The organism is Burkholderia sp. 572, assembly GCF_040545135.1.
Classification (GTDB): domain Bacteria; phylum Pseudomonadota; class Gammaproteobacteria; order Burkholderiales; family Burkholderiaceae; genus Burkholderia; species Burkholderia cepacia.
In genome coordinates, this window is the sequence record NZ_JBEPLH010000011.1 from 279,246 (window position 1) to 291,614 (window position 12,369).

The following is a 12,369-nucleotide window of genomic DNA, read 5'->3' on the forward strand; positions in this document are numbered from 1 at the left end:
TCCAGATAGTTCCCGCTAATTTCGGCTCATGTCGTCAAGCTTTATAAGCTGCGCCTTCATTGCATCCAGAATGCATGCGGCATCTTTGCCGCATAAATCTCGTTTCGAAAGCCATTCTCTTTGCTCGCGAATTGCGTCGCCGACCGCATCTCCGGCCGATTTTCTTTGCTTGATTAATTGAGAAAACGATGTGGCAATACTTTTATCAAACGATGAAAGCTCATATGAGCCACATATCTCCATCTCCACCTCTCTCTTTGCCTTGTCGCAGTTGAAAGATGGATTTGGCTTCGCGTTTTCACGAACCCGTTTTAGAGTGAGAATTGTTTCCCCATACCATCGCAGCAGAAGCCGCCCGGGACCAGGTGAAATTATCCATGCACCACTTATTTTATCTGATGCCCCCAAACTGCCTTGCCAAGGTTGAGCTCCACAAAATATCCTAATAACATCAACCTTCGTTGATCCGAGGATATCAATTTTGTAATTTTTTTCGGTAGCATTCGTTGCCGGATTTCCAAATCCAGACATGCTCGACGAAATCAGATCACGCAATCTGGTTTGTGATGTCTGGATATTGATCTCGGTGCAAGGTAGGCTTTCAGGGGCGTCAGTCCAGATCTTATTTTCTTTAAAAACGAATAGCCTTCCCACTAGCCTTGGATCATTCCATCCATAGCTTGGAGTCCATTCCGCATCAGCGTTCAAGTGTACTGACTCTACTTCCCATTGGCCTTCAATGACTGGATTCCATTCGACAGCGGTTGCCTGTAACGATTGGAGAAAAATAAATAATCCAACCCCCAGCAATTTAAAAATTTCTTGCAATCTTATCGACATTCCACCCCCTAGGGACTTACAAAATCGATCATTCATGATTAATCGGTACACCATTCATCTCATACCGTCCCTCTTGATACAAATTCACTTCATCATCTCGCCTGTGCACGAGACCAGGAAGCACCGTTCCCTTTGATTTAACACCTTCTTTGATCTTGCTCATGGCAGCATCAACTTTCCCAGTGTTAATTAAATTCGTCACGCTATCCCAGCGTGCGGCGGGGTTGTAAGCAAAGCTAACAAGCGCATCAAATTGATTCTGAGAGAGTTTTATTTTTATTGAATTTCTGACCATTTTCTCATATGGCTTGACGGTATGACGCAGCAACCCGACCTCTTGCTCATGGGTAAGATCGACTAAATTTCGATTATTTTTCGCGAAATCATTGGCGTCAGAATCCTCTTTTCCCGCGGCCTTCGCGATACCTGCTGCGGTCTCGTCTGATAGGCCAATAGCTTTCATATCTGCAATAATCCCTGCCTCGCTACGCCCCTTCATATCATATCCAGCCCCCAACGTGACACCGCTTGCTCCGCCGGGCCAATGCAATCGGTTGGTCGTGCCAGCTTGCGCCTCGTGTGAAAATATAAACCATAACCCATCGTCAGAAAGTGACTGACCAATGGTCGCCTCTTTCGCCGTGAAATTCCCGATCAACCCAATCGGATGGAGGTGCCAAGGTGAAAGGTCCGTGGGGAAACCATCTACATCCTTGATTTCCTCCCACCACTGAAGCTTCGCGAGCCGATCAAGCTCCGTCTTCCACATCTCGGTCTGCTTCTGCATAAGCGGGTTGAGCTCTTCCCACTTGCCCAGACCGCCACCCCATTCGGTTTCATTGCGCACCACAAGGTGCGAAACCGCTTCTGCCATCCAACGCGTTTCCAGTGCGTGCTTCAGTTCCTGCGCCGTTACCTTCCCGTCTTGGTTCGTGTCGATCGCCTTTTCAAGTTTCGAGATGAGTTCACCAGCGTTGACCTTCGCTGCCGTCCCCATAAACTCGGTACCTTCCTCGTCCGCCAGATATTGTTCGGTCGTATGGATATGGCGTTTGAACATGTCGGCAGGACTGACGCTGCCGTTGTCGACCAATTCGAAACCCGGCCACTCCCAAGGACTACGAAGCTGTGCGCGTGGGTGATCGGTATCGCACACCCAGCCAGTCAGGTCGGAGCCGTCTTTCGAACCAATCGTGATGTTCCACCAATGATGGCCCTTGTCATCGACCGCAACATTACCCTCGCCGAGCTTGTCAAGTTCGGGACGACGCAACACGTCCCGGAAATCCGCTCCCGGCCCGCTTGCCTTGGAAACGTCCAGCGGAAAGTTCTGCCATCCCGCGACATTCGCCGTGCTGATCGTGTTCGCCAGACTGCTTTCGACCCACATCGGTTTGCCAACGTCCGCGAACGTTTGCTTGGCCTTCTGCTTGCCTTTCGCGGGCACATTGGTCACGCTCTTGGGCTGCACCTTGATCCAACGCGAACCCTTCGCATCACCCATCGGCACAAGCTTCAATCCGGCTTGGGTCAGTTTCTGATCCGGCGCGGGCACTTCCCGCACCAGCTTGGCCCCCGGCTCGATTTCCAGCAGCGGTTTGTTTTTCTCGTTCAGTTCTTTCGCACGCGCACGGCTTTGATCGATGAAGTCCTTCAGGTCTGGCCCCGCGAACACTTCGAGATGCAACAGGGGATAGTTCGGCTTCGGCGGTATCGGACTGGCTTTCATCGGCCATTGATACTGGCCGACATGCGCGACGACTTCGCCTGCTTTGACGCGCTGCGGCTCCTTCAAGATCACGACCGCATCAAGCGGTTTCGGATCGACAACGGCGTCAAGTTCCCCTTTGAACACGTAGCTCCACTGTGCTTGAGGGGAAACCGGTTTACCCACTTCTGCAGACAAAACCGTGCCCGATTTAATGGACTTGATCTTGATCCAGTCCGGATGCGCAGGATCGCCTTCGCCTGCAATGATTTCGGCCCCGGACGGTAATATCCCGATAATCTTGCTCTTGCCGTTCGGCAATTCTCGAATGTGCAATCCTGTCTCGGGAGCCGGCGGGGCGGCATCTTGATCGCTATCCGCAGGCAGCGGTGCGTCCTGATTGGTGTTGTTAATTGGCAGATCGTCGGCCCCATCGCTTCCCGTCGCAGGCGGCTGCGCAGGCGCTTTCGGCTTCGGAACGGTTTGCTTGTCCTTCGCCTTGCTGCCCACTCGATAGTAGCGATCGCCTTCCCAATACGACATCGGCACTGGAAGCGCCGGGTCAGGCTTCGGGTTCGATTTCGCCTGTTCAATCGCCTTCTGATAGCTGGCCCAATCCATCGTGTGCATGTACAGGCTGAAGAACACGAGGGATTTGTCTTTGCTGTTGGATGACGGCTTATCGGCTGGTGCGGGTGTCGGGGGCGCGGTGTTAGTCGATGCAGGCGCGGGAGCCGATGCAGGGGCCGATGCCGGAGCCGGTTTCGCTGGTTCTTTCGGGGCCGGTTTCGGCGGTAATTTCAGTTCGTGGCGGATCAGTACAAAGCCGGTCGAGTAGTGCGCCAGACCAACGTTGTTCGGGTACGTCGTTTCCTCGTATTTCGTGTTCAACCGGTACGCCACGATTTTGCCGTCTGCAATCGCACGCACGCCGCTGTCCTGCTTCAGCATTTCCGCGCTGCCGTCGGCAAAATGCACGCCACCGTGCCACATGCCGCTGACACCGAGTGGATAAAAGCCGTTTTCGCACTTGGCCAGCGCCCTGAAATAGGTCATCGGGTCGGCCGCGTCGTCCTTGCCTACCGGCGTAAAGGGGTAGGCCCAGCTCAGTGGTGTATCCGCCGGTTCGGCAGGTTTGGGGGCCGGTTTTGGGGCGGCCGGTGGATGGTGCTTCTTTTTAGGCGTTGTCTTGCTCATGATTCCCGACTCGGACTCGGATTCGGTTTCAGGATTTCTTGTATTGGAACGGTCCCGCCGCGCGGTTTAACCGGAGAACACTGTGAAACGACCGCCGTCGGCCGATACCGGCGACGAATGCAGCGGGTTCTTCAGCATGCCGCTTGCCGCTCCCGCTTTCTCCCAATTCGCGCACTTTTCTACAATCTGGCCCGACGTTGCGTTCTCGATCATGTTCGCCGTCAATTTGATATACGAACCGTTCGCGCCGATCCAGATTTCTTCGGCCGACAGATACATCTTCTTGCCCGCCGTAATCTTCACATCTTGCGAGGCGGCCAAACTCATCGAATCGTTCTGGGCCTGAAGGTCTATCGGGCCGCTCGCCGCGTAGATCTTGACACCGAGTTTTTCCGCAAACAGGCTGATTTGCTCCAACACACTGGCGAGCAACGCCCGACCGGCTGCAAGGTTGATGTCTTCCCCGGCAACCATGTTGGTTTGCTTGTTTGCCGTGATATGTGCAGACCCTTGCGTCGACGCGGCAATGCCTTCCGGACTCGACAGCAGCATGATTGGCTTCGCGAAGCCGTTGGCATTGCCCGTGCCGCCGCCTGCCGTGCGGCCGCCCTTGGTTGTGCCAGCCACCGGGTGCTGCGTTGCGTCCGTGAAAGTTTTGAGTGCATCGTGGCCATCTTGCTGACTCTGCGCCCGATTCGTCTGGCTTGCCTTCGATGTCGTCGCCAACATCGCTTCGGCACGGGTAAGCTGTTCGGACGCAGCCGTCACACTCAGCGGTTGGGTCGCGGCGGGTTGCGTCGAAACATAGAGCCCTTGTTCGGCCCGCACCGCACCATAGCCCAATGACTTGAGGTCAAAACCCTGCCCGATGAACGCACCGCGAGTGTTGCCCGAGTGCTGGATCAGATAGCCCAGATGCAAATGTGAGCTATAACTCGTCGAGTACAAGTGCACGCGGTTCTGCCCGCTTGCGTCGTCCATCATCAGCTGGTTGTAGCCTTCGCCGCCGTATTCGCGCGACCGCAAGCCCGAAGTCAGGCCGTGCGTGTGCCATTCCGGCATACTGTCGCCGCCGTGCATTCTGGACAGGATCACGGGGCGATCGCAATCACCGTTGATGAAGCCGATCAAAACTTCGTCGTTCTTGCGCAGCGGAAACATGCCGCCGCGCTTGTGGCCGGCGTCGGGCATCGCCGCACGTATCCACGCCGACACGTTCTGGTCGCCGTCATTGAGTCGATTGGACGTCAGCCGAACCTTCGCTCGCAGCATCGCATCCGTATAGATTTCTTCGTTCTCCGGCCCGCCGATGATGCCCGTCTGAAGCTGCATGACGGGCTTCTTGTGTTCGAACGGGCTGCGAAACGCGACGCGACGCCGTTGCGCTTCGATTTCGACGTGGAAGAATCCGACACCGCCGTCGTCATGGCGCACTGCCGAGCCTGCACCGTTCGCACGCGCTTGCTCGACCTCTGCGCGCACGCTCTTGCGAAAACGCATCAGGTTTTCAAGACCCAGCACGTTATTCTGGATGAGCCAGTTCACGGAAAGAATCGCCATCTCGCGATCCTGTTCCGACTGCGTATCGTGCACAGGGTGCCCGGTCAGCACGCCATAGCGACCAGGCCATGCGCAACGCAGTGCCCCTACCCCATAGAAACGCTGCGCACGCGAGCGCCACTCTTCAGCAATAAAGTTCGCTTGAGTCTCGCCCATGTCGCGATCGGACCACGTATGCGATCCCGTGTATTCGTACTGCTCGCCCACCCCCGGTACATCGTCAAGATCGAACGCGGGCATCGTGACGTGCTTCGAAAGATCCGGACGCTTGTAGTCGAACGTGCCCGTGTCGAGTTCGGCCGACTGAATTTCTTGCGAGTCGATCCACTCGCTAAGACCATCGAATTCTTCGTTCTGCACCGAGCGGCTAAACAAAATGGTCTTGTGCTTCAACTCGGGAACCGAGAAAAGATCGTCCATGATGACGACCTTGTGCGACTTGCCGTCCTGCGCTATATCGAAACGCGGAAAAAGGCCGAGTTCTTCAAAGGTACGGTGGACGTAATTCCAGTCGGATTCCCATTGCATCCGCTGAGAATACGAGCGCAACGATTGACGCAGTTGCCAAGTAAAGTTACCGGCCGCCTGCGGATACTTCCCGAGCACATCGGACACGGTTTGTTGCGCAGGGGTCTCGATCCAGTCGCGCCGGTCACTGCCTAGGCGCAGCAGCGCGAGGAACGAATTGAAGCGGAGTTGGTAGTACGTATTGGCTCCGTCCCCGCCCAAGCGACTGAACGCAGTCACATAACCGTGAATCGGCATTTCGCTGCCGTCCGTTTGCCGAATCCACAGCGTCACGGATTGCCGGATTAACGCCTTCGCCGGAATCGCTTCGAGCCGCGTCGACGTTGCGTCGATCGTGAATTCGAAGTCTCTCCCAAGGCACGCGCGCCCCCGGACATAAAGCGGGACCAACCAGTCTTCGCCAAGGGGCGTATCGAGGCGGACAATTCGTCCTTGTTGCGCGTATTGCGTGCGCAGTGCCTTGTTCAGGAGATCGGAAACCATCAAGCTACCCCGTCCGTGTAGTAACAAAAACGGCCGCCGGAAAGCGCCGGGCGGCAGATTGGTATCTCATCGAAATAGGAAAAGGCCCAGAATTTCCCGGACACTGCGCGGGCATTTATGGCATAGACACGATTCAAGCCGCACGCCGGACCGAGCCTCAATTCATCATATCAAATCCAACTCGGATGCAACTTTCGTCATGCTTTCGAGCGCAACGATATCTTCAGGCTGCACAGGCATGCAGCCCGTGGGGTCACGGCATTCGGCAGCGGTAACGACAGCGCGTACCGTAGTCCGGGCCAGCCAGATAGCGATAAATCGAATAACCGTCGTTTGCCTTGAAGCTTTCAGTCCATAAACGTCAGAAACTGTGAAGCCACCAAGCGCGGACTCCCCGCAACGCAATGCTCATGCAAGCTGCGCGCCCTCTGGCAGCTAATCGATAGCCAAGCAACGTGCGGCAGGCTACATCAGACATGAGAAATACTGCGGTCGACACGATGCCTCCGATTCCATCCACCGACATCAATATGCTTGCCACAACGCTTCGCAAGCGCTGTAAACGCAAAAGGCACGGGTTCGATCACCCGTGCCTTTTGCGTATCTGGCGCTGCCCCGCTCAGAACGTATGCATCATCCCCACATACGCCCCCGTCTGCGACTCGCCCGTCATCGGGCTCGTACCCGACGTCGCGTCGCGCGGCGTCGCGAGCAGCGAAAAGTTCGAGTTGCCGCCGTTGCGCACATACGCGACCGTGCCGTACAGGAACGTGCGCTTCGACAGGTTGTACGTGGTGCCGAGCACGTACATCATCGCGTGCCCCGACGGATCGTGCGACGCGTCGCCGCCGCCGTCGCCCACCTTCACGTAGTAACCGCCGCCCGTCACGGCCCATTGCGGCGTCGCGGTGTAGGTCGCACCGAGCCAGTAGTGATCGGCGCGATCGGCCACCCCGGCCGGGCTGTCCGGCGCCTGATAGTGCGTATACGCGCCCTGGATCTTGAACTTCGACACCTTGACGTTCGCACCGACGAAATATTCGCGCGACGCGGTGAAGATGTTGCTGAACTTGCCGTTGTTGTCGCGCAGCTCGTCGTAGATGCCGCGCACGTCGAGCACCGGCGAGTGGTACGAGATCATGATCCCGTCCGAGCGGCCGAAATCGTCGGCCGCTCCATAGTTGAAGCCGCGCGACTGGTTGCCGAACGCGTATTGCGCCTGCACGTCGAAGCCGCCGATCACGGGGCTGTGATATTCGATGTTGTTGCTGGTCTGCTGCCAGTTGCGGCCGCGCACGAGCGATGCCGACGAAAACGCCTGCTGGACGAACGGGTCGAATTCCCACACCCCGTCGCTGTCGATGAACAGGTTTCGGCCGGCCTGCAGCTGGCCCCACGTGTCGCTCTTCAGCCCGACATACGCGCGCCGCGACCACATGCGCCCGCCGCCCGTCGTGCCGTTCATCACCTGGAACGCTGTCTCCAGGTTGAAGACCGTCGACAGCCCGCCGCCTAGATCCTCGAAGCCCTTCAAGCCGAACATGCTGGTGCCCCAGTCGCCGCCTTCGGCACTCCAGCGGGTCGCGCTGCCGCCGTTCGGCTGCGCGATGTGGTTCAGGTATTCGATGCCGCCGTCGATGCGGCCGTACAGCATCACGCTCGTCTGAGCAAAAGCGGCCGCCGGTGTGGCGGCCGCGATCAGCCATGCGAAATGTTTGAGTCGCAAAATGATGCCCCCTCGGAGTCTCGACCTTCCAGCGCACGCCCCATGCGCGCGCCCCGGGTCCGTTTATCCGCGATCGATCGAGAAACGTCCGGGGCCCGCCGCGCAAAGCGCCAGCAGGCCGCCGGAGATCGCGATGTTCTTGTAGAAATGAATCATGTTGTTGATCTGCTCGCCGCCCGTCATCGTCCAGTAGTGATGGCCGATGATGCCGGTGCCGATCGTATAGAGCGCCAGCAGCAGCGCGAGCGCGCGCGTCTGGAAGCCGACCAGGATCGCGACCCCGACGAACAGCTCCATCACGACGGAGATCGCGGCGGAAATGATCGGCGCGGGCGCGCCTTCCGAACCCATGAACGCGATGGTACCGGGGAAGTCGACGATCTTCTTCCAGCCGAACATCACGAACAGGATCACGAGCAGGATCCGAGCAAGCAGCAGCAGCACATCGCGCTGGGACGCGAGAAACGGTTGATTCGGTGTCATGGTGTCGATCAACGAAAGCGATGCGCATGGCGCAAATACGCCCGGCGCACCGGAATGCGAATGAACCAGGACGGACGGCCGCCTGCGCCGCCCGTCCCGCTCTGCAACAACCGGCATCGGGCAACAACCCGATGTGCTGTGCTCCTCCTCTTGTCAGTTATCGCCCTGCTTCGTCGCGCGCCGCATCAGCGCAGCTTCGCGACGTCCTGCTCGGTCACCTTCGCGGCCGGATTGCCGAACTGCCCGGTCAGGTAGTTCGTCAGCGCGGCGATCTGCGCATCCGACAACTCGTGGCGGAACGCCGGCATCCCGACGTCCTCGCTGCCGGCCTTGCGCTGCACGCCGTTCAGGATCACCTGCACGAGGTTGGTCGGATTCGGTGCGCCCACCGTCGAGTTGTGGAACAGCGGCGGGTAATAACCGTCCGGCGTGCCCTTGCCCTGCATCTGGTGGCAGGTCGCGCAGTTGCCGAGATACAGCCGCGCCGGATCGATGCCCGACGACGCGAGTGCGGCGCCGCGCAGCGTCAGGCCGTCCTCGGCCGGCTTGCCCCACGACGAGCGCGACTGCTTCGCGTCGCCGCCGGCAACCGCCGGCACCGTGCGAATGTACGTCGAGATCGCACCGATGTCGGCTTCGGTCATCTTCGAGAAGCTGTGCTCGATCGCCTCGGCCATCGGCCCGGCCGCCTGCGCGAGACCCGGCACGGTACCGGTGCGCAGGTACTGGACGAGCTGCTGCTGCGTCCAGCCGCCGATCCCCGCGTTCGGGTCGGACGTGATGTTGTAGCCGTCCCAGCCCGCCAGCACCGAACCCGACAGGAAGCTGCCGCCCGTCTCGTCGAGCGACTTCTCTTGCATCGCGATGCCGCGCGGCGTGTGGCACGTGCTGCAGTGCGCGAGGCCCTGCACGAGATACGCGCCGCGGTTCCACTCGGCGCTCTGCGCCGGCTTCGGCTCGTACGCGCCGTCCTTCAGGAACAGCCAGTTCCAGATCTTCAGCGGCCAGCGCATGCTCAGCAGCGCGGGAATCTCGTTCTTCGGCGGCGCCTGCTTGACCGGCTCGACGCCGTGCATGAAGTACGCATACAGCGCCTGCACGTCGTCGTCGTTGATCTTCGCGTACGACACGTACGGCATCGCCGGATACAGGTTGTCGCCGTTCTTCGACACCCCGTGGCGCACCGCGCGCTCGAAGTCCTCGGCCGACCAGTTGCCGATGCCCGTCTCGGGATCGGGCGTGATGTTGCTCGTATAGATCTTGCCGAGCATCGGGATCGGCATGCCGAGACCGCCCGCGAACGGCTTGCCGCCCTTCGCGGTGTGGCAGGCCATGCAGTCGCCCGCGACCGCGAGGTATTCGCCGCGCTTGACCAGCGCCGGATCGGCCGCATCGGCCGCGCTTGCGAGGCCCGGCAGCGCGAGGCAGCCGGCGAGGAGGAAGGTGAGAGTAGATTTCCGCACGGTCAGACTTCCTTCTTCAGCGTGTCCGACATCCGCAGCGCAAGCGCCGCGATCGTCAGCGTCACGTTCACCGTACCGACGGTCGGCATCGTCGAGCTGCTCGAGATGAACAGGTTCGGATGGTCGAACGTGCGGCAGTCCTTGTCGACGACCGAGTCGCGTGCATCCGCGCCCATGATCGTCGCGCCCGTGATGTGGTTGTTCGGCGCGAACTCGTCGTTGAAGACGACTTCGGTGCCGCCCAGCACCTTCGCGGCCGTCGCGTAGACCTCGCGCGTGTGGACGGCGCCGCGCTTCACGTAGTCGTCGATCGCATAGGTGATCTCCGGGCGCGGGATGCCGACCGCGTCGGTGGCCGTCTTGCTCGGCACGATGCGGTTCTCGGGCTGCGGCAGGATTTCGTGGAAGCAGTCGAACTGCACGTAGCGCGCGGAACGATCGCGGATCTGCGCGTCGAGCTCCTCGGGCTTCATCAGCTTGCCGGCCTTGAAGATCTTCTGCGTCTCCTGGTTGATGCGCGACATGTTCGACAGGTGGATCTTCTTCGCGGCTTCGGTCGCGCGGAACGGCCCGTCGCGGAAGCCGATCAGCGACGTCATCTCCTGCGGGCCGCGGCCCGGCCACAGCTTCTCGTTCGCGTAGAACGACACGCCGGTGCCCGGGTGGTCCATCAGGTTGCGGCCGACCATGTCCGAGCTGTTCGCGACACCGTTCGGGAAATCGCGGTTCGCGGACATCAGCAGGATCTTCGGCGTCTCGATGCCGTTCGCGGCAATCACGAAGTACTTGCCTTCGACGCGATGGTCGGCACCCGTCTTGTCCTTGTAGACCGCGGCGGTGATGCGCTTGTCCGGCCCGGTCTCGAGCTTGTAGACGACCGCGCTGTCGATCAGCTTCGCGCCGGCCTGCTCGGCCTTCTCGACGTGCACGATGCCGTTGTACATCGCGCCGATCGGGCAGATCGGCATGCAGTTGTTGTTCCCGCAACAAGTGGGCCGGCCGTCGTACGGGCGGCTGTTGCGCGCGACCGGCTCGGTCACCACGTGGAACTTCGGGTCATAGCCGTTGAGCGCGCTCTTGATCGTCTGCTCGTTGAACGACAACGGCAGCGGCGGCATCGGGTACGGCTCCTTGCGCGGCGAGTACAGGTCTTCCTCGGGGCCCGGGCCCCACACGCCGAGTTCCTCCTCGGCGCGCTGGTACCAATGCTCGATGTCGTCGTACTGGATCGGCCAGTCGCGGCCGACACCGTACACGGTCTTCATCTTGAAGTCGTTTGGGATGAAGCGCCACGCCGACGCGGCCCAGTGCCACGTCGTGCCGCCCACCGCACGGATGTACTGCGAGTTGAACTTGTGCTCGCCCTTCAGGATCAGGTAGTCGTTCGGCGGGCCGTATTCCGGATGCGGCGCCCACGCGCTCGACGGGTACGGGGCCATGAAGTCGGTCTTGTCGACCTGGTTGCGGAAGCGCTCGACGATTTCCCAGCGCGGCATGCGCGGGCCGGCTTCCAGCAGGATCACGGACTTGCCCGCCATCGCGAGCTGGTGCGCGACGATCGCGCCTGCGACACCCGAGCCGACGACGACGACGTCGGCCTTTTGCGTATCGGTATCGGCCATCAGGCTTGCCTCTCGATCGGTTTGTCGGCCCAGAAGCCGGGTTTGTTGGGGCAATACGACGGGATCACGAGCGTATCGGACACGACGCTGAACATTAATGCTTCTTCGTAGGTAATCACGACGTTGTCGACGATGCCGAGATACCACGCTTCAAGAATCTTCAGCGCGAGTGTTTCCTGATCGGGATTCAGCGAACCGGACGCGAGTGCGCCGGCGAGTTGCGGCAGGCTGTCGGCGGTCTTGAACGAACCCTTCTGCAAGGCCTGCAGGAAGCGCTGGCCGAGCACGCGGCTCAGCCCCTTCTTGCCTGTCAATGCTTCGGAGAGCGTCATGAACGTATCGAGCGGCGCGGTGCCGGGATCGTCGGCCAGGGCCCGCAACGCCAGCGAGCCCGTGAGGCCCGCCGCCGTCAGCGCCAGTGCGCCCTGCAGCCATTGACGCCGAGTGATGCCTGTTACGGCTGCGTCGCCAGTGCGACGCGAGTGGGGAGTGTTGTCGTTGTGCATGTTTCCTTTTCTCTCGAACACCGGATTCGGGAAAACCACGCTTGATATTTCTCAAACATTGGCGCGGACCTGAAATGTACGCGCACAAATCGGATCGAACAATCTTTTTATAGTCCATTAAATGTTCCGCAATCCGAGACAATCGACATTTCGCTGCTTTTTTGTATCGTCGGCGCGACAAAGTTGCGGCCGACGCACCCATGTCGTACACCGGCGACACACTGACTGCGCGCGACGATGCAGGCGCATGTCG

At 59.7% G+C, this 12,369-nt stretch carries 8 protein-coding genes; all 8 read right to left on the reverse strand.

The genetic code is table 11. The features are described from left to right. Window positions 1-15: 15 nt before the first annotated feature. The 8 genes from ABIC51_RS22510 to ABIC51_RS22545 all read right to left on the reverse strand — a co-directional run bounded on the left by ABIC51_RS22510 (window position 16) and on the right by ABIC51_RS22545 (window position 12,116). Entirely contained in the window at window positions 16-876 is an 861-nt protein-coding gene (locus ABIC51_RS22510; RefSeq protein WP_175852978.1) for a lysozyme inhibitor LprI family protein, read from the reverse strand. Continuing rightward, window positions 869-3,745, reverse strand: coding sequence for a DUF8812 domain-containing protein (locus ABIC51_RS22515; protein WP_175852980.1), 2,877 nt, complete (start codon window positions 3,743-3,745; stop codon window positions 869-871). Before ABIC51_RS22515 ends, ABIC51_RS22510 begins: the two co-directional genes overlap by 8 nt. A gap of 66 nt (window positions 3,746-3,811) precedes the next feature. Continuing rightward, window positions 3,812-6,316 carry a type VI secretion system Vgr family protein gene (locus ABIC51_RS22520; protein WP_354006640.1) on the reverse strand — a complete coding sequence of 835 codons (2,505 nt, stop codon included), beginning with the start codon at window positions 6,314-6,316 and terminating at the stop codon, window positions 3,812-3,814. A 619-nt stretch (window positions 6,317-6,935) separates the two neighbouring features. Continuing rightward, window positions 6,936-8,042, reverse strand: a complete 1,107-nt coding sequence (locus tag ABIC51_RS22525) for a porin (RefSeq protein ID WP_027791848.1) — start codon at window positions 8,040-8,042, stop codon at window positions 6,936-6,938. A gap of 63 nt (window positions 8,043-8,105) precedes the next feature. Beyond that, the gene (locus ABIC51_RS22530) at window positions 8,106-8,525 is read right to left on the reverse strand and encodes a DoxX family protein (RefSeq protein ID WP_027791849.1); all 420 of its coding nucleotides are present in this window, start codon (window positions 8,523-8,525) and stop codon (window positions 8,106-8,108) included. 185 nt (window positions 8,526-8,710) lie between these two features. Next, on the reverse strand, window positions 8,711-9,988 hold the full coding sequence (locus ABIC51_RS22535) for a cytochrome c (RefSeq protein WP_175852984.1): 1,278 nt from the start codon (window positions 9,986-9,988) through the stop codon (window positions 8,711-8,713). A 2-nt stretch (window positions 9,989-9,990) separates the two neighbouring features. Continuing rightward, the gene (locus ABIC51_RS22540) at window positions 9,991-11,610 is read right to left on the reverse strand and encodes a GMC family oxidoreductase (RefSeq protein WP_027791851.1); all 1,620 of its coding nucleotides are present in this window, start codon (window positions 11,608-11,610) and stop codon (window positions 9,991-9,993) included. Beyond that, complete coding sequence (locus ABIC51_RS22545; RefSeq protein ID WP_027791852.1) at window positions 11,610-12,116, reverse strand: sugar dehydrogenase complex small subunit; 507 nt, start codon at window positions 12,114-12,116, stop codon at window positions 11,610-11,612. Before ABIC51_RS22545 ends, ABIC51_RS22540 begins: the two co-directional genes overlap by 1 nt. Between the last annotated feature and the right edge of the window lie 253 nt (window positions 12,117-12,369).

What these genes read in the sequence shown, in the direction of transcription:
- ABIC51_RS22545 (WP_027791852.1), bottom strand. Translation starts at nt 12,116, where the DNA reads ATGCACAACGACAACACTCCCCACTCGCGTCGCACTGGCGACGCAGCC.
- ABIC51_RS22540 (WP_027791851.1), bottom strand. Translation starts at nt 11,610, where the DNA reads ATGGCCGATACCGATACGCAAAAGGCCGACGTCGTCGTCGTCGGCTCG.
- ABIC51_RS22520 (WP_354006640.1), bottom strand. Translation starts at nt 6,316, where the DNA reads ATGGTTTCCGATCTCCTGAACAAGGCACTGCGCACGCAATACGCGCAA.
- ABIC51_RS22510 (WP_175852978.1), bottom strand. Translation starts at nt 876, where the DNA reads ATGAATGATCGATTTTGTAAGTCCCTAGGGGGTGGAATGTCGATAAGA.
- ABIC51_RS22530 (WP_027791849.1), bottom strand. Translation starts at nt 8,525, where the DNA reads ATGACACCGAATCAACCGTTTCTCGCGTCCCAGCGCGATGTGCTGCTG.
- ABIC51_RS22515 (WP_175852980.1), bottom strand. Translation starts at nt 3,745, where the DNA reads ATGAGCAAGACAACGCCTAAAAAGAAGCACCATCCACCGGCCGCCCCA.